The sequence below is a fragment of the Plantibacter auratus genome, assembly GCF_050587365.1.
GTDB classification, from domain to species: domain Bacteria; phylum Actinomycetota; class Actinomycetes; order Actinomycetales; family Microbacteriaceae; genus Plantibacter; species Plantibacter auratus.
The window spans coordinates 167412-189483 of the sequence record NZ_JBOBFV010000002.1 but is presented as its reverse complement, the minus strand read 5'-3'; the positions used below and the strand labels follow the sequence as shown (position 1 = coordinate 189483).

The window sequence follows — 22072 nt, the reverse complement described above, 5'->3', positions numbered from 1 at the left end:
ACAGGCTCAGGGACCGGAGTGACTTGAGCGGGAGTGCCCTTCGACAGGCTCGGGGCCCGGAGTGACTTGAGCGGGAGTGCCCTTCGACAGGCTCGGGGCCCGGAGTGACTTGAGCGGGAGCGCCCTTCGACAGGCTCAGGGACCGGAGCGCTACTCCGGGCCCTCGCCGAAGCTGTCGCCGACGGGAGCGCGGTCGGCGAGGTCGTCCTGGTCGTCGAGGTCCTCGACGGCGTCCTCGGTGTCCGAGTCGTCGTCCAGACCCGCGTCGCCGACGACGTCGTCACCACCGACGCCGTCGCCGGCGTTGCTCAGGCCGCCGTCACCGGGGGCCGCGTCGTCGGCCGAGCGGTCGACCGCACCGCCGTCGGGCACGACACCGCCGACCGAGCTGTCGGTCTGGTCCTCGCCGGGCACGTGTGCCTGGGCGCCCGGGCCGCCGTGGGCGAGGGCTTCGCGTTGGGCGTCTGCTGCTGCTGGATCCATGGGATTGCTCATGACGGCAGCGTAGGCCGGACGCCGAGACGTCGCGGGGGCTTGGCTCAGGGACGCCGGACGCCTATCCTCCGTGCTCCCCGCCGGACCCGACGCGGTGTCGACAGCGCGGTGCCCTTCGACAGGCTCAGGGACCGGGACAGGCTCAGGGACCAGGGCAGGCTCAGGGACCGGGGTGGGTCAGCGGCCGGTGTGCTCCACGATGATCGCCTTGATGCGGTCGACGTCGGCCGGCACGATCTCGAAGCGCTGTTCGAGCCCCTCGATGCCTTCGAACGCCTCGGGTCGCTCCGGTTCCTCGCCGAGCGCCTCGCGGACGATCTCGGCGAACTTCGCCGGCAGCGCGGTCTCGAGGACGAGCATCGGGACGCCCTCGCGCAGGTGGCGGCGGGCGACCGTGACGCCGTCGGCGGTGTGCGGGTCGATCGTGACGCCGTAGCGCTCGTGCACGTCGCGGATGGTGGCGACGCGGTCGGCGTGCGTGCTGCGACCGGAGACGAAGCCGAACTCGCTGATCCGCTCGAACTCGGGCGTCCCGGAGAGGTCGAACCCGCCCTCCTCGTCGAGGGACCGGAACAGCTCACCGAGGCGGGTCGCGTCCTGACCGACGAGGTCGTAGAGGAAGCGCTCGAAGTTCGACGCCTTCGAGATGTCCATGCTCGGGCTGGAGGTGTGGTGCGTCTCGGCCGCCGAACGCGGGCGGTACACGCCCGTGCGGAAGAACTCGTCGAGGACGTCGTTCTCGTTCGTCGCGACGACGAGCTGGTCGATCGGGAGCCCCATGGAGCGGGCGATGTGCCCGGCGCAGACGTTGCCGAAGTTGCCTGACGGCACCGAGAACGACACCTTCTGGCCCGGACCGTCGGTCGCGAGCAGCCAGCCGTGCACGTAGTACACGACCTGCGCGACGACGCGGGCCCAGTTGATCGAATTGACCGTGCCGACGGCGTGGAGCGCCTTGAACGGAGCATCCTTCGAGACGGCCTTCACGATGTCCTGGCAGTCGTCGAAGTTGCCCTCGACGGCGAGGTTCACGATGTTGTCGTCCTGGAGACTGAACATCTGCGCACGCTGGAAGCTGCTCATGCGGCCGTGCGGGCTCAGCATGATGACCCGGATGCCGGTCTTGCCGCGCATGGCGTGCTCGGCCGCGCTCCCGGTGTCGCCGGACGTCGCGCCGAGGATGTTGAGCTCGTCGCCGCTCTTCGCGAGTGTGTACTCGAAGAGGTTGCCGAGCAACTGCATCGCCATGTCCTTGAAGGCGAGCGTCGGGCCGTTCGAGAGGCCGAGGAGCTGCAGCTCCGTGTCGCCCTCGTGACCCAGGGTGCGGAGTGGGGTGATGAGGGACGCGTCGTCGCCTGCGCGGCCGTTCGAGTAGACCTCGGCGGTGTAGGTGCGACGGGTGATGTCCTGGAGGTCGGCTGCGGGGATGTCGTCGGCGAACTTCGACAGCACGGCGAACGCGAGGTCGGCATAGGACAGCTCGCGCCACGACTCGAGCTCGTCAGCGGTCAGCTGCGGGTACTCGGCCGGGAGGTACAGGCCGCCGTCCGGGGCGAGCCCGCCGAGGAGGATGTCCGAGAAGTGCTGGGGCAGATCGTGGCCCCGCGTCGACTGATAGTGCATGACCGTCTCTCTCATCCGGTTGGAAGCCCGATCTCCAACCTTGCCATATCGGGGGTCGACGCGCAGAGGCCCGCCGTCATCGTGACCGGCCGCTACGCGCGGGCGAGTTCCTCGCGGATCGCGGCGACGAATGCGTCGATGTCGTCCTCCGTGGTGTCGAACGAGCACATCCAGCGGACCTCGCCCTTCGCGGCGTCCCAGTCGTAGAAGCGGAAGCGTTCGCGCAAGCGGTCGGGGACGCCCGCTGGCAGGGTCGCGAACACCGCGTTGGCCTGGGTCGGCTGGCTGAAGCCGAGTCCCGGTGCCTCGCCGGCGGCGATGAGGGCCTCGAGGGAGGTGCGGAGGCGCGCGGCCATCGCATTGGCGTGGGTCGCGGAGCGGAGCCAGAGCCCGTCGCCACCGTCGGCCGCCGGCTCGAGCAGGGCGATGAGCTGCGCCGCACCGAAGCGCATCTTCGACGCCAGCTGCATGTTGAGCTTCCGGAGGTAGACGAGGCCCTCCGACGCCGACGGTTCGAGGACGACGATGGCCTCGCCGAACATGAGTCCGTTCTTCGTCCCACCGAAGGACAGCACGTCGACGCCGGCATCGGCGGTGAACGCGCGCAGTGGGACGCCGAGGGCTGCTGCGGCGTTGGCGATGCGGGCGCCGTCGAGGTGCAGTTTCATGCCGTGACCGTGCGCGTGGTCGGCGATCGCGCGGATCTCCTCGGGCGTGTACAGGGTGCCGAGCTCGGTGGTCTGCGTGATCGAGACGACGAGCGGCTGTGCACGGTGCTCGTCGCCCCAGCCCCACGCTTCGCGGTCGATGAGGTCGGGCGTGAGCTTGCCGTCGGGGGCGTCGACCGTCAGGAGCTTGATGCCACCGACCCGCTCCGGCGCGCCGCCCTCGTCGGAGTTGATGTGCGCGGTCGACGCCGAGATGACGGCACCCCAGCGCGGGAGCATGGACTGCAGACCGACGACGTTCGCGCCGGTGCCGTTGAAGACGGGGAACACGGCGACGTCGCGGCCGAAGTGATCGGCGAAGACCTCGTGCAGCCGACGGGTGTAGTCGTCCTCGCCGTAGGCGATCTGGTGGCCGCCGTTGGCCGCCGCGAGGGCGTCGAGGATCTCGGGGTGGACGCCGGAGTAGTTGTCGGAGGCGAAGCCACGGATGCTGGTGTCATGCAGAGAGTCGGTCACTGATCCATCCTCGCGCATGCCACACGCAGCTTCCGTGCATCGCGGGCCGACTTCCTGCGTGCTCGGGTCGCCGTCGGGCATGTTCACAATTCAGGAGCGCCCGGGCGTGGCGCCCTCGCACCGTGCGTGTCGGCGGGGACGCGCCGAGGCGCTCCTGAATTGTGAACCGGGAAACAGGGTCAGTCGGCGGCGTGACGCGGGCCGTCGGAGGAGGGGACGACCTCCTCGGGCACGGCGTCGATCGCGGCGTCGACGTCGGCGTGCGCGCCGGGCTCCGGCTCCGCGTCCGGCGTCTCCTGCGCGAGCGCGTGCTCGTAGGCGAGCGCGTGCACGGCGATCGAGGAGGCGACGGCGGCCTGCTGCTCGTCCTCGGCGGAGGGCTGAGCCGGCTGCTCGGCCGCCAGCGCGGCGGCCTGCTCGGGCGTCAGTCGGGCGTCCTGGTCCTCTTCGTCCTCGTCCACGAGGTCGAGCACGATGGGCTCGTCGCCGTAGATGTCGCCCGCCGGATCGCCCGCGAGCGGCGCCGGCGCGGGGAGGCGCTGCTCGGCGTCGAGGAACTGCTTGGCCTCGAAGGCGCCCGGGTTGAAGACCTCGTCGATCCCGCCGAGCCCGCTCATGCCTTGAGCGCTTCCGAGAGTTTGACCCGGCCACCCATTTTCAGCAGCGAGTTCTCGTAGATCCGCGAGCCGACGAGGATGACGAGCGCCGCGGTGATCGCGAGGATCAGCAGGGACAGGATCGGCTCCCACCACTGCGCCGAGCCGACGAAGAGGCGGACGGGCATGCCCACGGCTGCCGAGAACGGCACGTAGGACATGATCGTCATCACCACCGGGTTGTCGTTGAAGAAGATGACGGCGAAGTACGGGATCATGATCAGCATCGTAATCGGGGTCGTCGTGGAACCGATGTCCTCTTGACGTGAGACCAGCGATCCGGCAGCGGCGAACAGCGCGGCCAGCAGGATGAAGCCGAGCACGAAGAAGACCACGAACCAGAGGACCGGGGTCCCGAGTCCGGCGAGCAGCTCCGTCTGGCCCGTCACGGTCAGCCCGATCACCGACAGCGCCGCGATCGCCAGGATCTGCCCGAACGCCAGGATGCTGTTGCCGAGCACCTTGCCTGCGAGGAGCGCCTTCACGGGGATGGCGGACATGAGGATCTCGACGACGCGGGTCTGCTTCTCCTCGACGACGCTCTGCGCGATCGACGCCCCGAAGGTGGTGGCGGAGACGAAGAACACGAGACCGAACCCGAGCGACACGATGTAGAGCAGGAAGCCCGCGGAGGCGTCGGCGTCGGGATCGAGGATGGTGACCTGCGGCTGCGCGCTCAGTTGCATGATGAGCGTGTTGGAGGCCTCGGAGTCGAAGATGACCTGGACGCCGGTGGGGTTGTCGTCGGTGGCCGGTGCGATCGCCGCTTCGACGTCACCCGACTTCACCAGGGCTTCAGCGGCGGCGACGTCGGCCGCCTCGGTCACGTCGAAGGTCTTGCCGTCGACGAGTCCCGCACCCGCGTTCCCGACGACCGCGACCTTCGTGGTCTCCGAGGCGGTGTTCTTCGCGAGGAACCCACCGACGACGATGCCGGCGAGGATCACGAGGAGCAGGATGCCAGTCGAGATGAGGAACGTCTTGCTCCGCAGACGCATCTTGACTTCGCGCTCGGCGACGAGACCGATGCTCTGCACGAGGCTTGGGGAGGCCGGGCCGGAGCGACGACGACCGGCGGGCTGGATCGGGGACTCGGTTGCCGTGGTCACTGGATGACCTCCTTGAAGATCTGGGCGAGGGTGGGGCGGAGGGGGGCGAAGCTCGTGACGTCACCGTGGGTCAGCGCCTCACGGAGCACGGCCTGCGCCGCCTGGGCGTCGTCGGCGTCGAAGAGGGCGTAGCCACCGTCGAAGTCGACGACGGAGATCCCCGCACGCTCGCGCAGCCAGCCGGTGTCGGCCGCGGTGAGCAGCTCGTAGCGGTTGCCGGCGTGGGCTTCGCGGAGGGACTCGCGCGAGCCGGAGGCGCGGATCCTGCCACCGGCGATGATCACGAGGTCGTCGCAGAGGCGTTCCACGATGTCGAGCTGGTGACTGGAGAACAGGACGGGCGAGCCGCCTGCGGCGAACTCGCTGAGCACGCCGACGACCACGTCGACGGCCATCGGGTCGAGGCCCGAGAACGGCTCGTCGAGGACGAGGACGTCGGGGTCGTGCACGAGCGCCGCGGCGATCTGCGCCCGCTGCTGGTTGCCGAGCGACAGGCTCTCGAGGGCGTCGTTCCGGCGCTCGCCGAGGCCGAGACGCTCGAGCAGCTCGCCGGCGTTGCGCTTGGCGGCGTGGGTCGTGAACCCGTGGAGGCGGGCCAGGTAGACGAGCTGTTCCTCGACCCGCATCTTCGGGTAGAGGCCGCGCTCCTCCGGCATGTAGCCGAACCGGCGGCGGTCCTCCGGGGTGAGCGGGGTGCCATCGAGGGTGACGGTTCCGGCGTTCGCGGCGAGGACACCGAGCAGGATGCGCATCGTCGTCGTCTTGCCGGCGCCGTTCCCGCCGACGAACCCGGTCATGCGGCCGGGCGCGACCTGGAAGCTGACGTCGTCGAGCACCTTCCGCTCGCCGTACGACTTGTCGATGTGGCTGAGTTCGAGCATCGGCCGCCTCCTGTGATCTGCGTGCTGGACCGAGTGTCCTGCGTCGGGTTCTCCCGGTATGGCGATCACGCTACGCGGCGTGGTGTGCCACCGGCATCCGCCGTAGGACGGGTTGACGCGACGACGCCCGGTCCCCTTCTCCGTCGAGTGGGGGATACCGGGCGTCGTGGACCAGCCGAGCGCTGGATCAGGCGGGGCGGGACTCCGGGGAGACCGTCTTCGAGGGGTCGGTCTCGGCGACGGAGCCGACGGCCTCGTCGATGCGGGCGATGACCGCGTCGTCGAGCTTCACACCGGCCGCGGCGGCGTTCGCGGTGACCTGCTCGGGACGCGAGGCCCCGACGATCGCACCGGCGATGTTGTCGTTGTGCAGCACCCAGGCGAGCGCCAGCTGCGCCATGGTGAGGTCGAGCTCGTCGGCGATGGGCTTCAGCTGCTGGACGGCCGTCAGCACCTCGTCGTCGAGGAAGCGCTTGATGGTGTCGGCGCCGCCCTTCTCGTCGGTGGCCCGGCTGCCCTGCGGGAGCTCTGCGCCCGGCAGGTACTTGCCGCTGAGGACGCCCTGCGCCACCGGCGACCAGACGATCTGTGAGATGCCGAGTTCGCGCGAGGTCGGGACGACCTCCTCCTCGATGACCCGCCACAGCATCGAATACTGCGGCTGGTTCGAGATGAGCTGGAAGCCCAGCTCCTTGGACAGGGCGTGGCCGGCGCGCAGCTGCTCGGCGTTCCACTCGCTCACGCCGATGTAGAGCGCCTTGCCCGCCCGGACGACGTCGGCGAAGGCCTGCATCGTCTCCTCGAGGGGCGTCTCGCTGTCGTAGCGGTGGGCCTGGTACAGGTCGACGTAGTCGGTACCGAGACGCGTGAGTGAACCGTCGATCGACTCCATGATGTGCTTGCGCGACAGCCCGACGTCGTTGTGCCCCTTCGGGCCGGTGGGCCAGTAGACCTTCGTGAAGATCTCCAGGCTCGCGCGTCGTTCGTCCTTGAGGGCGTCGCCGAGCACCTGCTCAGCCGCCGTGTTCGCGTAGGCGTCGGCCGTGTCGAAGGTGGTGATGCCCGCGTCGAGGGCGGCGCGAACGCTCGCCGTGGCGACGTCGTTCTCCACCTGCGAGGCGTGGGTCAGCCAGTTGCCGAAGATGATCTCTGAGATCTTGAGTCCGCTGTTGCCGAGGTATCGAAATTCCATGGTCGTCACGCTACTCCTCGCATCCGACCGACCGACGGGGTTGCGCGGAGACGGAGCGAACCCTCAGCTGCGCGGCGACGCCAGCCCGTGCTCATAGGTGTAGATGACCGCCTGGATGCGATCACGGAGGGCGAGCTTCTGCAGCACCTTCGAGACGTGCGACTTCACGGTCGCCTCGCCGACGAAGAGCGTGGTCGCGATCTCCTGGTTGGACAGGCCCTGGGCGACCAGCTGCAGGACCTCGCGCTCGCGCTCCGTCAGCTGCTCATAGTCGGCGCCGGTCGTCGGCCCGGCCGGGACGGCGGGGTCCAGCGCGGCGTCCTCGACGACGGGGCTCTGACGAGTGAACCCCTCGATGACCCGGCGCGTGACCGCCGGGGAGAGGAGCGCCTCCCCGCCCGCGATCACCGAGACCGCCGCGACGAGTTCCTCCGGCGAGGAGTTCTTCAGGAGGAACCCGCTCGCGCCGGCACGGAGCGCCTCGGCCAGGTAGTCGTCGCGGTCGAAGGTGGTGAGGATGAGGACGGCGGCGTTGGTGTCCGGATCCGCGACGATTCGACGGGTGGCCTCGAGGCCGTCCATGCCCGGCATTTGGACGTCCATGCAGATCACGTCCGGCGCGAGCGTCGTCGCGAGCGCGACGGCCTCGGCACCGTCCGACGCCTCACCGACGATCTCGATCCCGGGCTGTGAGCCCAGGATGATGCGGAAGCCCGCACGCAGCAGCTCCTGGTCGTCGACGAGGAGGATGCGGGTGGGCTGCTCGGTCATGCCTGGTCCTTCGTGGTGGTGGTCTGGGGTCGTCCTGCGGCGGCGGAGGCGAGGCGGGCGTCGGCGATGGACGCGGCGACGGGCTCCATCGCCTGGTCGCCCGGCCGGCCGAGCGGGATGGCGGCCCGCACGAGGAAGCCGCCGCGGGCGCGTGCCCCGACCTCGAGGACGCCGCCGGACGACGCCACGCGCTCCCGCATCCCGATGAGCCCGAGCCCGCCGCGTCGGGCCACCGTCGGGACGGTCCCCGTGTTCGTGACCTCGAGTTCGACCGCGTCGTCCAGATAGCGGAGCCTGAGTTCGGCCGTCGCCGTGGTACCGCCGTACTTGCGGGCGTTCGTGAGCGCCTCCTGCGCGATCCGGTACAGGTTGAACGAGACGACGGCCGGGATCGCGACCGGTGTCCCCACGAGTTCGAACCTCGTCGGCAGCCCGTTCGCCGTCGACTCGTCGGCGAGCCGACCCAACTGGCCGACGCCGACGGTCGACGGGCTGCTCTCCTCGTCGGTCGGTTCGCCGTGTGCGCGGAGGGTGCCGAGCATCTTGCGCAGCTCGTCGATCGCGCTCCGTGCGCCGAGCTCGACGTTCGTGAGTGCATCCCGCGCGGCGGCCGGGTCCGCATCGAGCACGGTGCGCGCGGCACCGGCCTGGACGCCCATGACCGAGACGTGGTGGGCGACGACGTCGTGCAGCTCGCGCGCGATCCGCACCCGCTCGAGGGCGACCGCCTGCCGGGCGGACCGGGCGCGCTCCGCCTCGAGCTCGGCCGTGCGCTGCTCGAGCGCCGCTCGCTCCCGGGAGGACTGGTACACGCGCTCGCCGAAGAAGTACGCGGCTCCGAAGTAGAGGATGTTCGTCAGGATCTGGATGAGGATGAACGCCACGAGGGGCGAGAAGAGCCCCACCCGGGAGAGGCTGGGCAAGGCGTCGGGGTCGGTCGCCTGGATGAACATGGAGACGAGCAGCCAGACGAACATGGCGACGATGATGAGCACGCGGACGAGCGCAGCGCGCCGTCGGTTCGGAACCCATGCACCGACCGTGTAGATCGCGAGGAACAGGGCGATGTTCGTGAAGAGGACCTCGGGTACGAGCACCGTGCCGCCCACGATGAACATGACGGCGACGACGATCGATACGGAGCACGGGAAGCGGCGACGGAACGCGAGTGGCGCGGTGATGCCGATCGCCCAGAGGACGGACGCCCACATCGGTGCGGGCTCGGGGTAGAACCCGGCGATCGTGTACAGCGTGAGGCTGAGGAGGGTGCCGACGCCGAGCGCGATGGCGAGGATGATGTCGGATCGCTGTTCCGACGGCGTCGCGGCCGGACGCCGCCACTCGGCGTCGTAGGGGTCGACCGGGCGGTCCTCCTGCTGGTCGACGGCGGGCTCGCTCATGCCGTCCACGCTAGCGCGACGCCCCGCCGGGGACATCCGTCGAGCGACGGAGCGCGGCGGTCCGGCACCCGGACAGGAGCCCGGAGCGGCACTCAGGAGAGTGCTGCTCCGGGCTCCTCCGCGGCACGGTCGGGTCAGGCCGCGGATCGCCCCGTGATCCCTGCGGTCGACGTGATGACGTCCGCCATCTTCTTGCCCAGCGCCTCGTAGAACATCGACAGGGGGAACTCGTCGTCGAGGACCGCGTCGGTGAGTCCGCGCGGCGGTCCGCTCAGGATCTCGTCGGACAGCCCACGCGCCCACTGCGACGCGGGGTGCGGCGTCAGCGTCGTCCGGACGAGCTCGTACGCGGCGAGCCAGTGCGCGGTCTTCGGACGGTCGATCGATCGCCAGTACAGCTCGTCGATGCTCTCACCGAGCCGCACGACCACGTCGGGGACCTCGTCCCAGTCGATCGTGAGCCTGGTGTCGGTCCAGTGCAGCACGCCGTGCTGGTGCATCCACGCGAACAGCAGCTGGCCGCCGACGCCGTCGTAGTTCCGGACGCGCGAGCCGGTGATGGCGAACCGGAAGATGCGGTCGAAGATGATCGCGTACTGGACGAGCTTCGCGTGCTCAAGGATCGCCACGTCGGCCGCGTCGAGCGTCTCGGTCTCCGCGCGGGTCGTCAGCGTGCGCTCCAGCCGGACCGACTCGCGGAACGCCGTGAGGTCGCAGCGCAGCTCCTCGAGGGAGTACAGGAAGAACGGCATCCGCTGCTTGATCATGAACGGGTCGAACGGGAGGTCACCGCGCATGTGCGTGCGGTCGTGGATGAGGTCCCACATCACGAAGGTCTCCTCGGCCAGCTGCTGGTCGTCCAGGAGGGACGCGGCGTCGGCCGGGAGATCGAGCTTGGTGATCTCGGCAGCGGCTCGGACCACCCGACGGTACCGGGCCGCCTCGCGGTCCTGGAAGATCGCGCCCCAGGTGAACGCCGGGATCGCGCGCATCGCGACCGTCTCAGGGAAGAGGACCGCCGAGTTCGTGTCGTACCCCGGCGTGAAGTCGAGGAAGCGGATCGGCACGAAGAGCGCGTTCGTGTAGTCGCCGGCCTCGAGCGCGGCGATGAACTCGGGCCAGATGACCTCGACGAGCACGGCCTCGATGTGGCGGTCGGTCGAACCGTTCTGCGTGACCATCGGGAACACGACGAGGTGTCCCAGGCCGTCCACGCGATGCCGCTCGGGGTGGAAGGCGACGAGCGAGTCGAGGAAGTCCGGGACGCCGAAGCCGTCGCGCTCCCAGCGGTCGAAGTCGGCGACGAGCGCGTCGAGGTATTCGGCGTCGTGCGGGAAGTTCGGAGCGAGGGTGCGGACGCTCGCGACTATCGCGGCGACGTGCGCTGCCGCCGACTCGTGGTCGCTCGCCTCGGGGATCGAGCCGTCCTTCACCTGGACGGCCTGCAGCGCGGTCGCGGCGGCCTTGAGGTCCGTCCAGGCCGGGTGCCCGATGAGTGCGGCGGCGTCTTCGACGACCTCCGGCTCTCCGACGATGCTCTTCGTGTGGGTGGTGGCGACGTTCGACATGGTGAACCTCCTTCCGCGTGCGCAGGCGTCGCCCGGGGTGGGTGACGATTCCTTCGAGCGTAGGGGCGGAGGGGGTGCGGATTTCTTGCGTCAGGAGCGACTTCGCTGCAATATTCGGCCGTTCGCGCTGGGGAACTGCACGGCCGACCGCGGCGGGCCGCTACCCCCAGCGGCGCTTGATCCAGCGGTCGAGGACACCGACGAGCGCGTCGGTGATCGCGCCGAGCAGCGCGAGCACGATGATGACGAAGAAGATGCGGTCGACCCGGCCGTTGTTCTGCGAGTCCACCAGGCGGAACCCGAGTCCCATGGACGAGGCGATGAGCTCCGCCGCCACGAGGAACAGCCACGACTGCGCCAGCGCGAGCCGGAGGCCGGAGACGACCGAGGGCGTCACGGCGGGCAGCTGCACCGTCCGGAACAACGCGACACCGTTCAGCCCGAAGGCGCGGCCCGCCTCGACCAGGTGCTTGTCCACGTGGCGGAGCGCGGCGGAGACCGTCGTGTACACCGGGAAGAACGCGCCGATCGCGATGAGCGTGATCTTCGACTCCTCACCGATCTTCAGCCAGAGGATGAGCAGCGGGACCCACGCGAGCGACGGGACGGCACGGATCGCCGCGAAGGTCGTCGACAGCAGGATGTCGCCGAGGCGCGAGAGCCCCACGACCGCGCCGAGGACGAGGCCGAGGACAGCGCCGATGAGGAAGCCGACGAGGACCCGCTGCACCGAGATGGCCACGTCCTGCTGCAACCAGCCGCGCTGCGCGAGATCCACGCCGGCCGCCCAGACCTCGGCGGGTGCCGGGAGTTGCGAGGCGGGGACGAGGCTGAACGCGGTGACGAGCTGCCAGGCCCCGAGGATGACGACGGGGACGAGGAAGCCGCCGAGGACGACGACGATCCTGCGGGACCCGAGGACGGCGCGCGCGTCGCGGCCGGACTGGGTCGCCTGGGCACCCGCGGCTGCGGTGGTGCCGAGACCGGGTTGGTCGCTCACGGGAGCCTCTCGGGATGGGGTCATGGGCCCTTCGACAGGCTCAGGGACCGAGGTGGGGAAGGAGCCGGACTACTTCGCGCCGATGGCGGACGGGTCCGCGTCGTCCACGAAGCTCGGGTTGAAGAGGTCGGCCAGGGCGTCGTCGACCTTGTCCTGCGACGACACGTCGCCGGACTCCACGAAGATCGGGCCGATGATCGACAGGACCTGCTCCTGCGCCTTGCCCGGGGCCGGGTCGACGTCGAGGTTCGAGCGCTCCGCGATCACCTTCGTCGCCACGGCGAGGTCGAGGCCCGCGGCGTCCGCGAGGATCTGCGCCGTCTCGTCGGGGTTCGACGCAGCCCATTCACGAGCGTGCTCGTAGGCGTTCACGACGGTCTGCGCGACGTCCGGACGCTCGTCGATGAAGGACTCGGTCGCGGCCAGGATGCCGTAGCTGTTGAAGTCGACGTTGCGGTAGATGAGCTTCGCGCCCGCCTCCTCGGCGCCGGCCATGATCGGGTCGAGACCGGCCCACGCGTCGACGGAACCGTTCTGCAGGGCAGCCCAGCCGTCGGCGTGCTGGAGGTTCTCGATCGTGACGTCCGAGGCGGACAGGCCGGCCTCCTCCAGCGCCTGCAGGAGGAAGAAGTAGGGGTCGGTGCCCTTCGTCGCGGCGACCTTCTTGCCCTTGAGCTCGGCGACGTCCGTGATCGTCGAGCCCTGGCCGACGACGATCGCCGACCACTCGGGCTGCGAGAAGACGTCGATCGCCTGGATGGCCGATCCGTTCGCCCGGTTCAGGAGTGCGGCGGAGCCGGCGGTGGACCCGACGTCGATCGCGTCGGCCCGCAGTGCCTCGTTCGCCTTGTTGGAGCCGGCCGACTGGACCCAGTTGACGGTGATGTCCTGGTCGTCGAGTGCGTCCTCGAGCCAGCCCTGGTCCTTGATGATGAGCGAGAGCGGGTTGTAGGTCGCGAAGTCGATGTCGAGCGTGCCGCCCTCGGTGGTGCCGGCGGTGCTGTCGCCGCCGGCCGCAGGAGCGTTCTCGCCCGCGACGCAGCCGCTGAGGAGGAGCGCTGCGGCGGCGGTCGCGGCGACGATGGCCGCGCGCCCGGCGCGGGAGGTGGTGAAGCGGCGTCGTGAGGTCATGCGTTGGTCCTTGCTGTGGATCGGTGCGGGATGACGGCGGAGGTGGTGGGTGGCTCAGTACGGGAAGTGCGGGATGGACGGCAGTCGTTGGTCGCCGCGGGCGAGACCGTGGCGGTCGATACCGAGTCCGTCGAGGAGGCGGCCGCGCAGCTCGGCGAGCTCTGCCGACCCGCGGTCGCGCGGGCGGTTGCCGGGGACGGTCACGGTCTGGGCGATGGTCGAACCGGGGTGTCCGTCCTCACGACCCAGGAGGATGACCCGGTCGGCGAGCTGGAGGGCCTCGTCGACGTCGTGCGTCACGAGGAGGATCGTGGTGGGCGCGGCGAGGTGGATGGCGAGCAGCAGATCCTGCATCTTCAGCCTGGTGAGGGCGTCGAGGGCACCGAACGGTTCGTCGAGGAGCAGGACGCCCGGCCGGCGGGCGAGGGCCCTGGCGAGCGAGGCGCGTTGCGCCATGCCGCCGGAGACCTCCCGTGGGCGGTGCTCGGCGAAGTCCGCGAGCCCGACGAGTTCGAGCAGCTCGGCGACGCGGGCACGTCCTTCGGTTGCGGGTGTCCGTTTGGGCAGACCGAGTGCGACGTTCGCCGCGATGGTGCGCCAGGGGAGGAGTCGAGGCTCCTGGAAGCCGAAGGCCGTGCGCGGGTTGATGCCGGCGACGGGTGTGCCGTCGATGAGCACGGAGCCGGCGGTCGGGTGGTCGAGACCGGCCGCGATCCGCAGCAGGGTGGACTTGCCGCAGCCGCTCGTGCCGAGGATCGCCACGACCTCGCCGGCCTCGGCGGTGATCGTGACGTCGCGCAGCACGGGCCGCGGGACGTCGGTGCGTTTGCCGGCACCGCTCGCGAAGGTGCGGCCGACCCCGGCGAACGCGACCGTGGAGGCACGATCCGCCGAGCCGACAGGGGCGGCGTCGCGGGTGGCCGGCGAGCCCGCGGCGAGCGGGCTTGGGGCAGCGTTCGTCATGGGTCTCGGGCTCCAGGGGTGGGGTGCCCGCCATGCTACGCGAGGGCGACGGACCCCTCTCGGTCGCCGAAACAGAGCGTCACATTGGCGTCCGCCGGTGACATCCGGAGGGTTCCGGTGTTATGCGTCCGCTACCAGCTGCCGACCTGCGTGAGGGCGACGTCGAGGATGGCGACGGCCTCCTCCCGGTTGACTCGGGCGAGCAGCAGCGCGCTGACCGACAACGAGGTGAGCTGCCGTGCGGCCGCGGCCAATTCGCCCGCGTCCACCTCGGGACGGGCGAGGGCCAGGGCGTCCGAGACGGCGGTGGTGAGCTCGGCCCGGTAGCCGTCGACGACCTCGCGCAGTGCGTCGTCGTGGGCTGCGAGGCCGGCCGCGCTGTTGAGGAGGAGGCAACCGCGGCGGGGGGAGTCGTCGGGCAGGGTCGCGATGACCGTCTGCACGCCGGAGAAGTAGGTGGTGAGCCCGGCTCTGCCGTCCGTCGCCAGCGCGAGGACCGCGAGGCGCGGTCGGATGACGGTGTCGAGGTAGTCCTGCACGGCGGCGTCGAAGAGCCCGCGCTTGCTGTCGAAGGCGTGGTAGAGGCTCGACCGTCGCAGACCGGTGGCCGCTTCGAGGTCGGTGAGCGAGGTCGCCTCGTACCCGCGGTCCCAGAAGACGTCGCGCGCCGCCTGGACGACGGCGACGGTGTCGAACTCCTGCGTGCGTCCCATGGGTGCCTCCTCCTCGCTCGGCATCCGCGTGACGGGGTTGTGGACCGAGCGTTCTACTATTATAGTAGACCCATCGGTACAGAATGTCGCTCCGTCCGGACGACTCGACGCCGATCTCCCGGAAGGCCCGTCCCATGCTCGTCGTCAGTCTCGTCCTCGTCGGCATCGCCGCCCTCCTGCACGTCTACATCTTCGTGCTCGAGTCGCTGCGCTGGACCGAGCCGGCCACCCGCAAGACCTTCGGCACCTCGGAGCTCGAGGCCGAGACCACCCGCGGGATGGCGTACAACCAGGGGTTCTACAACCTGTTCCTCGCGATCGGCACGATCGTCGGCATCGTCTTCCTCATCACCGGCTCGACCGGTATCGGCGCGGCCCTCGTCTTCGCCTCGGCCGGCTCCATGCTCCTCGCCTCGCTCGTCCTCATCACCTCGGACCGCACGAAGGCCCGCGCCGCGATCGTCCAGGGGACCACCCCGTTGCTCGGACTCATCGCGCTCGTCATCGCACTGGCCGTCTGACACCTCCGCGACGCCCCAGGCGTCACCCCGTCCGCAACCCGACGACGTGCTGCGCCCGCCCACCGAATCACTGCACCAAGGAAAGGCACCACATGAACACCCCCGCGCTCAGCACCCAGATCCAGCTCGTCTCGCGACCGGTCGGCTGGCCGACCGAGTCCGACTTCCGGACCGTCTCCGTCGAACTCCCGGAGCTCGCGCCCGGCCAGCTCCGGGTCCAGAACCTCTTCCTCTCCGTCGACCCCTACATGCGCGGTCGCATGAACGACGCCCGCTCCTACGTCGCGCCGTACCAGCTCGGTGAGACGATGACCGGCGGCGCCATCGGCCGGGTCGTCGAGTCGGCCGCCGAGGGCTTCTCCGTCGGCGACGTCGTCCTGCACCAGTTCGGCTGGCGCGACCTCGTCCAGGAAGACGCCAGCGGGTTCCGCGTCGTGCCTGAGCTCCCCGGCGTCCCGCTGTCCGCCTACCTCGGCGTCCTCGGTATGACGGCCCTCACCGCGTACGTCGGTCTGCTCGAGGTCGCCAAGTTCCGGGAGGGCGACACGGTGTTCGTCTCCGGTGCTGCAGGTGCCGTCGGCACGATGGTCGGCCAGATCGCCCGTCTCAAGGGCGCGAAGCGCGTCATCGGTTCGGCCGGATCGGCTGAGAAGGTCGCCCTGCTGACGGAGAAGTACGGCTACGACGCCGCGTTCAACTACAAGGACGGCCCCGTCACGGAGCAGCTCGCGGCCGCGGCACCCGACGGCATCGACGTGTACTTCGACAACGTCGGCGGCGACCACCTCGAAGCGGCGATCGACGCCTTCAACGACGGCGGACGCGCAGCGCTCTGCGGCGTCATCTCGCAGATCAACGACACCGAGCGTGCCGAGGGCCCGCGCAACCTGTCGAACATCGTGACCCGTGGGCTGACCCTCACGGGCTTCACCGTCGGCAACTACACGCAGCACTTCCCGGCGTTCTCCGGTGAGATGGGCGCCTGGTTGCAGAACGGCGACGTCGTCTTCGACGAGACCGTCTACGAGGGCCTCGACCACACGCTCGACGCGTTCCTCGCGCTCATGCGCGGCGCCAACACCGGGAAGATGGTCGTCAAGCTCTGACGCGATCCCTCGACCTCGCCTGACACCGGCGATCGACGGCCCGTCCACCCGCTCCGGGTGGACGGGCCGTTCGTCGTCGTCAGACCGCTGCGAGGACCCCGCCGGCCGCATCGATGCGGGCCATCGCGAGGCGTTCGGCGGCGACGAGCGTCGTGACGCCCTCCGCTGCGGCGTTTCGGTAGATCGACTGCACGGTCCGCCCGATCGCCGACACCCGCTGCTCGATGGCAGCGGCATCGGCGCCCGGTTCGGACGCCATGGCGAGGTAGATCACGCCGCCCGCGTTCGCGACGAAGTCCGGCGCCCACAGGATGCCGCGCTCCTCGAGGGCCACCGCGTCGGCGCGGGAGGCGAGCTGGTTGTTCGCCGCCCCGACCACGGCGCGACACCGCAGCTGCCCGATCACCCGGGCGTTCAGGGCACCGCCGACACCGCACGGTACGAAGAGGTCCGTCTCGACGAGGTGCTCGTCGCCCGGTTCGATCCAGCTGGCGCCGATCTCCTCGGCGAGGGCGCGCTTCCGTGGGTCGACGTCGGTGACGATGAGGCGAGCGCCTTCGGCCGCGAGCCGTCGGGCCAGACGTCCGCCGACCTGGCCGAGCCCGGAGATCGTCGCCCGGTGGCCCGCGACGAGCGGGGTGCCGAAGACCGTCTCGAGCGTCGCGGTGATGGCCGCGTGCACGCCGGCAGCCGTCGCCTCGCTCGGTTCGCCGACGCCACCGCGGTCGGCCGGCAGCCCGCTGACGTGGTCGGTCCGCTCGGCGACGACGGCCATGTCCTCGGCGGTCGTGCCGACGTCCTCCGCGGTGCGGTAGGCGCCACCGAGCGCCTCGACCGCGTCGCCGAGGTCGAGCATCGCGTCGCGGCGCTCCGCAGGGTCGAGGGTCGTGCCGACGGGCAGGTGGATGACGGACTTGCCGCCGCCGTGCGCGAGACCGGCGGCCGCGTTCTTCATCGTCATCCCCGCGGCGAGGCGGAGGGAGTCGTCGACGGCCTCGAGCCAGGACCCGTAGCGCCAGAGTCGCGCGCCGCCGAGGGCGGGTCCGACGGCGGTGGAGTGCAGGGCGACGCTGATGGTCAGCCCTGAGCGCGGTCCGCGGGTGATGGAGAGGCGTTCATGGGGGAGGGTGGTGCTGTGCATCGCGTCGCTGGACGCGACCGGGTCGAATGACGTCATCGTCGGATCTCCTCGTGGGTGATTGGTGCGGGCTCCTGGTGGGAGCGGATCGCGGGGCGATGGTGGTGCCCCACTCTCCTCCCCAGATTCTCCACGCCGACCGCCCGCTCCACAACCGTCGGCTCAACGGGCCACCGGACGGGCTGCGCCTAGGCTGGACGGCATGGGTGGAGTGCTGACGGGGTTCGCGATCATCGGCACCGTCATCCTCGTCGGCTACTTCGCCGGCCGCCTCGAGGTCGGAGGGCCGACGACCGGGCACGTGCTCAACCGGGTGGCGTTCTTCGTCACCAACCCGGCGCTGTTGTTCACCGTGCTCGCCACGGCCGACCTGCACGAGGTGTTCAGCAGTTTCATCTGGGTCGCCCTCGCGAGTGCCCTGTCGGCCGCCGCGCTCTTCGTGCTGCTGAACGCGGTGTGGCTGCGCAAGGACCTCTCCGTCGCGACGATCGGCGCACTCGGCTCGGGCTACGTCAACGCCAACAACATCGGTATCCCGGTGGCGGTCTACGTCCTCGGTGAGGCCGGCTACGTCGCGCCGGTCATCCTGCTGCAGCTCCTCGTCTTCGCCCCGATCGCGCTCACCATCCTCGATGTCAGACAGCGCGGCTCCGTCTCGTTCCTCGGCATCGTGTCGCAGCCCTTCCGCAACCCGATGATCGTCGCGTCGATCATCGGCGTCGTGCTCAACCTGTTCGGCGTCCGGCTGCCCGAGCCGGTCATGGCTCCGTTCGAGCTCCTCGGCGGCGCGGCCGTGCCGCTCATCCTCATGGCGTTCGGGATGTCACTGCACGGCATGCGGCCGTTGCAGGCCGGCAGCGGACGTCGGGAGATCTTCGTGGCGACAGCGATCAAGTCGGTCGTCATGCCCGGGTTCGCCTACCTCATCGCCCACTTCGGTTTCGGGCTGAGCGACACGCCGTTGTTCGCCTCCGTCGTCCTCGCCGCCCTCCCGGCGGCCCAGAACGTCTACAACTTCGCCAGCCGGTACGAGCAGGGTGTCACGCTCGCCCGCGACACCGTCCTGCTGACGACGATCCTCTCCGTGCCGGTCCTCGTCGTCGTCGCCGCCCTGCTCGCCTGACCCCCCGAATCGGTCCGTCCGGAGCTCCGCTGTCCTCCGAAGCATGGACAGCGATGGCCGGAAAAGCCGAACGATCGCGACTACTCTTGGGCGGGCACGACTGAGATATACTACCGTCCAGTCCGGCGGAGCCCCGTCGGACCCGACCCGATGGGACGACATGACCGAAGGCACGACCCCACGACACGAACGTTCCGGAGACTGGGCCGCATCCCGCGAGACCGTCGGTGACGAGATGCTCGCCGTGCAGGACTTCTCCGGCGAGGAGGAGGGGTACCACAAGACCCTCAAGCCGCGGCAGATCCAGATGATCGCAATCGGCGGCGCGATCGGCACCGGACTCTTCCTCGGCGCGGGTGGTCGCCTGAACAGTTCCGGCCCGGCGCTCATCCTCGTGTACGCGCTCTGCGGGTTCTTCGCCTTCCTCATCCTTCGCGCCCTCGGCGAGCTCGTCCTCCACCGTCCGTCTTCGGGCTCGTTCATCTCCTACGCGCGTGAGTTCTACGGCGAGAAGATGGCGTTCGGCGCGGGGTGGTTGTACTTCCTCAGCTGGGCGATGACCTCGATCGTCGACGTCACCGCGGCCGCGCTCTACATCAAGACCTTCGGCAAGCTGTTCGGTTGGAAGGAACTCGAGGACTTCCCTCAGTGGGTCTTCGCACTCGGTGCCCTCGTCATCGTGCTCGCGCTCAACCTCGTGTCGGTGAAGCTCTTCGGCGAGATGGAGTTCTGGTTCGCGCTCATCAAGGTGTCGGCGCTCGTGATCTTCCTCATCGTCGGCGTCTGCTTCATCATCTTCGGTGGCCGGACCGACATCGGTGCGGTCGGGTTCTCGGTCATCGGCGACAACGGCGGGCTGTTCCCCGTCGGGGCGTTCGCCCCGATGATCGCGATCTCCGGTGTGGTGTTCGCCTACGCGGCGATCGAACTCGTCGGGACCGCCGCAGGTGAGACGGCCGAGCCGAAGAAGATCATGCCGAAGGCCGTCAACACGGTCATCTTCCGCATCGCGATCTTCCACGTCGGCTCAGTGCTGCTCCTCTCGCTCCTGCTCCCGTACACGGCCTACGAGGCCGGCGAGAGCCCGTTCGTCACCTTCTTCTCGCACATCGGGTCGGAGCAGGCCGGGGCGATCTCGGCGTCGGTCATGAACTTCGTGGTCCTGACCGCGGCGTTGTCGAGCCTCAACGCGGGGCTTTACTCGACCGGCCGCATCCTCCGGTCAATGGCCGTCAACGGTTCGGCCCCCGCGTTCACCGGCAAGATGAGCAAGAACGGCGTCCCGTTCGGTGGCATCCTGCTCACGGCGGCACTCACCCTGCTGGGTGTCGGCCTCAACGCGCTCGTGCCGTCGAAGGCGTTCGAAATCGTGCTCGAGATCTCGGCGATCGGCATCATCGGCGGGTGGGCGACGATCATCCTCTGCCAGATCCAGCTGCAGCGCTGGGCGAAGCAGGGCAAGGTCGAGCGGCCGTCGTTCCGCCTCTTCGGGGCGCCGTTCACGTCGTACCTCACGTTGGCGTTCCTCGCGTTCGTCCTCGTGACGATGGGGTTCTCGGAGACCGGCCGCTGGGTGCTCGCCTCCCTCGTCGTGCTCATCCCGCTGCTCATCGTCGGATGGTTCGCCGCCAAGCCGCGGATCCTCGCCGCTGCGGCCGCACGCGAGGGGCACACGGGCACCTGGCCGGTGGTCGCGGAGCGTCCCGCCATCGATGCGAACAAGCGGAAGCGCGGGGGCGCGCCTCGCTCATAGGGCGAGCGGAGACGGCGGCGAGTCAGTGCTTCGTGGTGAATCGCTAAGCGATAGTGATCACTTCGGGTCGGTTTCGAGCATTCTCTTGCACCTCGGGTGTCGGTTCAGCAGGATGTGGGCAACCTCTTCCGTGCACCACCGGACCCCGCTGGAGTTCCCGTGAACCGTCGTCTCCGTCTCGTCGCCGTGCTCGCCGCGTGCGGCATCGTCGTCGCCACACCGCTGAGCGCTGCGGCGCAAGCACCTGCCCCGACCCCGGCCGACACGGTCGCCTACGAGCCGAGCGATGCGATCATCGCAAATCCCGAGCGCGGCTTCGACCACACGAACAACACTCACTACTACCCCGAGGGGACCGAGGGCGGGCCGGGGTACACGCCGCTCGACGTCGCCACCCTGGCGGCCTACCGCGAGGAGGGCATCACCGAACTCGTCCGCGTCTTCTACCTGGAACGATTCGTGGCCGAGCCGACCCTCGACCCGGCCTGGCTCGCGCTCGTCCAGGCGGACTTCGACGCGGCTCGCACCGCCGGCATCTCGATCATCCCCCGCTTCGCGTACCTGGCGGGCGGTGACTGGCCCTATACACCGCCCTACGGCGACGCACCGCTCGACATCGTGCTCACCCACATCGAGCAGCTCACGCCGATCTTCCAGGACAACGCCGACGTCATCTCGGTCGTGCAGGCCGGCTTCGTCGGCCTCTGGGGTGAGGGCTACTACACGGACCACTTCGCCGCGGACCCGGCGAACCCCGGTGTCCTCACGGACGAGGACTGGGCGAAGCGTCGCGCAGTCGTCGAGGCGCTCCTCGAAGCGGTTCCAGCTGACCGCTCCATCCAGGTGCGGACCATGAACATGAAGCAGAACATCCTCGGGGTGGCGTCCGGAACCGCTGGGGCCATCACCGAGGCGCAGGCGTTCGACGGCAGCGCCATCTCGCGCATCGGGCACCACAACGACTGCTTCCTCGCGGCACCCGACGACTGGGGCACCTACCTGTCCGACCCGATCTCCCTCGATCAGGACTACCTCGCGCAGGAGAGCGACTGGGTGCCGGTCGGCGGCGAGACCTGCAACGTGAACCCGCCGCGGTCGGAGTGGGCGACCGCCTCGGCCGAGATGGAGCGATACAACTTCAGCTACCTGAACTGGGACTACCTCCAGGACGTCCTGCAGTCCTGGGGCCAGGAGAACCTCGACACCACCGCGAAGCGACTCGGCTACCGCTTCGTGATGACGGAGAGCTCGGTCGTGGACGACACGCTCTCGCTCACGGTCCGGAACGACGGTTGGGCGGCTCCGTACAACAGCCGGCTCGCGTACCTCGTGCTGTCGAACGCCGAGCGCACGGTGCGCGTCCCGTTCGGTTCGGACGCCCGCACCTGGGGTGCGGGGGAGACCGTCACACTTCAGGCGTCACTCGCCGACGTCCCGGCCGGTCGCTACGACACGGCGCTGTCGCTGCCGGCCACGCACGAGTCGGTCGCGGCGAACCCGCTCTACGCCGTCCAGACGGCGAACGTCGGCACCTGGGACGCGGCGACCGGCGTGAACAGCCTGCAGCGTCAGGTGACCGTCGGCGCCGACGGCGTCGTCATGGCCGAACCGGTGGCCGGTGCTGCGGCCAGGCTGCCCGACACGGGCGTCTCGTCGCTCGCTCCCGCGGTCCTCGGCGGTGGCGTGGTGGCACTCGGAACCCTCGCGCTCCTGCTCGCCCGCCGGCGTCGGAACGCCTGACCGGA

General features: G+C 69.7%; 20 protein-coding genes. 5 read left to right on the top strand and 15 right to left on the bottom strand.

Translation table 11 applies throughout. The features are described from left to right. Window positions 1-150: 150 nt before the first annotated feature. The 14 genes from ACQ3HE_RS07995 to ACQ3HE_RS07930 all read right to left on the bottom strand — a co-directional run bounded on the left by ACQ3HE_RS07995 (window position 151) and on the right by ACQ3HE_RS07930 (window position 14686). Window positions 151-495, bottom strand: a complete 345-nt coding sequence (locus ACQ3HE_RS07995; protein WP_430892090.1) for a hypothetical protein — start codon at window positions 493-495, stop codon at window positions 151-153. A 177-nt stretch (window positions 496-672) separates the two neighbouring features. Next, on the bottom strand, window positions 673-2118 hold the full coding sequence (gene thrC, locus ACQ3HE_RS07990; protein WP_430892088.1) for a threonine synthase: 1446 nt from the start codon (window positions 2116-2118) through the stop codon (window positions 673-675). A 92-nt stretch (window positions 2119-2210) separates the two neighbouring features. Next, entirely contained in the window at window positions 2211-3320 is a 1110-nt protein-coding gene (locus tag ACQ3HE_RS07985; RefSeq protein ID WP_175116455.1) for a threonine aldolase family protein, read from the bottom strand. 161 nt (window positions 3321-3481) lie between these two features. Further along, window positions 3482-3919: a hypothetical protein gene (locus ACQ3HE_RS07980; protein WP_079704981.1), complete on the bottom strand. Its 438-nt coding sequence runs from the start codon at window positions 3917-3919 to the stop codon at window positions 3482-3484. Beyond that, window positions 3916-5067 carry an ABC transporter permease gene (locus ACQ3HE_RS07975; RefSeq protein WP_430892086.1) on the bottom strand — a complete coding sequence of 384 codons (1152 nt, stop codon included), beginning with the start codon at window positions 5065-5067 and terminating at the stop codon, window positions 3916-3918. The genes ACQ3HE_RS07980 and ACQ3HE_RS07975 overlap by 4 nt, the downstream gene beginning before the upstream one ends. Beyond that, entirely contained in the window at window positions 5064-5948 is an 885-nt protein-coding gene (locus ACQ3HE_RS07970) for an ABC transporter ATP-binding protein (RefSeq protein ID WP_159877563.1), read from the bottom strand. Before ACQ3HE_RS07970 ends, ACQ3HE_RS07975 begins: the two co-directional genes overlap by 4 nt. A 187-nt stretch (window positions 5949-6135) precedes the next feature. Then, a complete protein-coding gene (locus tag ACQ3HE_RS07965) occupies window positions 6136-7140 on the bottom strand; it encodes an aldo/keto reductase family protein (RefSeq protein WP_430892084.1) in 1005 nt (334 codons plus the stop codon). Between the two features lie 63 nt (window positions 7141-7203). Then, window positions 7204-7911 (bottom strand): response regulator, encoded by a 708-nt coding sequence (locus tag ACQ3HE_RS07960; RefSeq protein ID WP_430892082.1) that lies wholly within the window; start codon window positions 7909-7911, stop codon window positions 7204-7206. Continuing rightward, the gene (locus tag ACQ3HE_RS07955) at window positions 7908-9311 is read right to left on the bottom strand and encodes a sensor histidine kinase (protein WP_137242381.1); all 1404 of its coding nucleotides are present in this window, start codon (window positions 9309-9311) and stop codon (window positions 7908-7910) included. The genes ACQ3HE_RS07960 and ACQ3HE_RS07955 overlap by 4 nt, the downstream gene beginning before the upstream one ends. Before the next feature lie 134 nt (window positions 9312-9445). Next, complete coding sequence (locus tag ACQ3HE_RS07950; RefSeq protein ID WP_430892080.1) at window positions 9446-10879, bottom strand: DUF6421 family protein; 1434 nt, start codon at window positions 10877-10879, stop codon at window positions 9446-9448. A 160-nt stretch (window positions 10880-11039) separates the two neighbouring features. After that, window positions 11040-11903, bottom strand: a complete 864-nt coding sequence (locus ACQ3HE_RS07945) for an ABC transporter permease (protein WP_430892078.1) — start codon at window positions 11901-11903, stop codon at window positions 11040-11042. 45 nt (window positions 11904-11948) lie between these two features. Beyond that, complete coding sequence (locus ACQ3HE_RS07940) at window positions 11949-13010, bottom strand: aliphatic sulfonate ABC transporter substrate-binding protein (RefSeq protein WP_430892076.1); 1062 nt, start codon at window positions 13008-13010, stop codon at window positions 11949-11951. Window positions 13011-13064: 54 nt separating this feature from the next. Beyond that, window positions 13065-13973 (bottom strand): ABC transporter ATP-binding protein, encoded by a 909-nt coding sequence (locus ACQ3HE_RS07935; RefSeq protein ID WP_430892074.1) that lies wholly within the window; start codon window positions 13971-13973, stop codon window positions 13065-13067. 131 nt (window positions 13974-14104) lie between these two features. Beyond that, window positions 14105-14686, bottom strand: coding sequence for a TetR/AcrR family transcriptional regulator (locus tag ACQ3HE_RS07930; protein ID WP_430892072.1), 582 nt, complete (start codon window positions 14684-14686; stop codon window positions 14105-14107). Between the two features lie 83 nt (window positions 14687-14769). Here ACQ3HE_RS07930 and ACQ3HE_RS07925 point away from each other — a divergent pair, with 83 nt between their 5' ends. Further along, the gene (locus tag ACQ3HE_RS07925) at window positions 14770-15207 is read left to right on the top strand and encodes a DUF1304 domain-containing protein (RefSeq protein WP_371413677.1); all 438 of its coding nucleotides are present in this window, start codon (window positions 14770-14772) and stop codon (window positions 15205-15207) included. A gap of 92 nt (window positions 15208-15299) precedes the next feature. Further along, window positions 15300-16313, top strand: coding sequence for an NADP-dependent oxidoreductase (locus ACQ3HE_RS07920; protein ID WP_430892070.1), 1014 nt, complete (start codon window positions 15300-15302; stop codon window positions 16311-16313). A 79-nt stretch (window positions 16314-16392) separates the two neighbouring features. Here the strand turns inward: ACQ3HE_RS07920 and ACQ3HE_RS07915 are convergent, their stop codons facing one another. Further along, entirely contained in the window at window positions 16393-17490 is a 1098-nt protein-coding gene (locus ACQ3HE_RS07915; RefSeq protein ID WP_430892068.1) for a Glu/Leu/Phe/Val dehydrogenase family protein, read from the bottom strand. Between the two features lie 163 nt (window positions 17491-17653). On the opposite strand from ACQ3HE_RS07915, the gene ACQ3HE_RS07910 reads away from it, so the two are divergent. From ACQ3HE_RS07910 to ACQ3HE_RS07900, 3 genes are all read left to right on the top strand, one after another. Beyond that, window positions 17654-18574, top strand: coding sequence for an AEC family transporter (locus ACQ3HE_RS07910; protein ID WP_430892066.1), 921 nt, complete (start codon window positions 17654-17656; stop codon window positions 18572-18574). Window positions 18575-18734: 160 nt separating this feature from the next. Then, window positions 18735-20327, top strand: coding sequence for an amino acid permease (locus tag ACQ3HE_RS07905; RefSeq protein WP_430892064.1), 1593 nt, complete (start codon window positions 18735-18737; stop codon window positions 20325-20327). A 159-nt stretch (window positions 20328-20486) separates the two neighbouring features. After that, on the top strand, window positions 20487-22067 hold the full coding sequence (locus ACQ3HE_RS07900) for a DUF4832 domain-containing protein (RefSeq protein ID WP_430892062.1): 1581 nt from the start codon (window positions 20487-20489) through the stop codon (window positions 22065-22067). The last annotated feature ends 5 nt before the right edge of the window (window positions 22068-22072 follow it).

Coding starts and splice junctions, on each gene's coding strand:
- ACQ3HE_RS07965 (WP_430892084.1), bottom strand. CDS start 7,140: ATGGAATTTCGATACCTCGGCAACAGCGGACTCAAGATCTCAGAGATC.
- ACQ3HE_RS07980 (WP_079704981.1), bottom strand. CDS start 3,919: ATGAGCGGGCTCGGCGGGATCGACGAGGTCTTCAACCCGGGCGCCTTC.
- ACQ3HE_RS07935 (WP_430892074.1), bottom strand. CDS start 13,973: ATGACGAACGCTGCCCCAAGCCCGCTCGCCGCGGGCTCGCCGGCCACC.
- ACQ3HE_RS07995 (WP_430892090.1), bottom strand. CDS start 495: ATGAGCAATCCCATGGATCCAGCAGCAGCAGACGCCCAACGCGAAGCC.
- ACQ3HE_RS07920 (WP_430892070.1), top strand. CDS start 15,300: ATGAACACCCCCGCGCTCAGCACCCAGATCCAGCTCGTCTCGCGACCG.
- ACQ3HE_RS07940 (WP_430892076.1), bottom strand. CDS start 13,010: ATGACCTCACGACGCCGCTTCACCACCTCCCGCGCCGGGCGCGCGGCC.
- ACQ3HE_RS07915 (WP_430892068.1), bottom strand. CDS start 17,490: ATGACGTCATTCGACCCGGTCGCGTCCAGCGACGCGATGCACAGCACC.
- ACQ3HE_RS07910 (WP_430892066.1), top strand. CDS start 17,654: ATGGGTGGAGTGCTGACGGGGTTCGCGATCATCGGCACCGTCATCCTC.
- ACQ3HE_RS07945 (WP_430892078.1), bottom strand. CDS start 11,903: ATGACCCCATCCCGAGAGGCTCCCGTGAGCGACCAACCCGGTCTCGGC.
- ACQ3HE_RS07930 (WP_430892072.1), bottom strand. CDS start 14,686: ATGGGACGCACGCAGGAGTTCGACACCGTCGCCGTCGTCCAGGCGGCG.
- ACQ3HE_RS07905 (WP_430892064.1), top strand. CDS start 18,735: ATGACCGAAGGCACGACCCCACGACACGAACGTTCCGGAGACTGGGCC.
- ACQ3HE_RS07985 (WP_175116455.1), bottom strand. CDS start 3,320: ATGCGCGAGGATGGATCAGTGACCGACTCTCTGCATGACACCAGCATC.
- ACQ3HE_RS07955 (WP_137242381.1), bottom strand. CDS start 9,311: ATGAGCGAGCCCGCCGTCGACCAGCAGGAGGACCGCCCGGTCGACCCC.
- ACQ3HE_RS07970 (WP_159877563.1), bottom strand. CDS start 5,948: ATGCTCGAACTCAGCCACATCGACAAGTCGTACGGCGAGCGGAAGGTG.
- ACQ3HE_RS07925 (WP_371413677.1), top strand. CDS start 14,770: ATGTCGCTCCGTCCGGACGACTCGACGCCGATCTCCCGGAAGGCCCGT.
- ACQ3HE_RS07960 (WP_430892082.1), bottom strand. CDS start 7,911: ATGACCGAGCAGCCCACCCGCATCCTCCTCGTCGACGACCAGGAGCTG.
- thrC (WP_430892088.1), bottom strand. CDS start 2,118: ATGCACTATCAGTCGACGCGGGGCCACGATCTGCCCCAGCACTTCTCG.
- ACQ3HE_RS07950 (WP_430892080.1), bottom strand. CDS start 10,879: ATGTCGAACGTCGCCACCACCCACACGAAGAGCATCGTCGGAGAGCCG.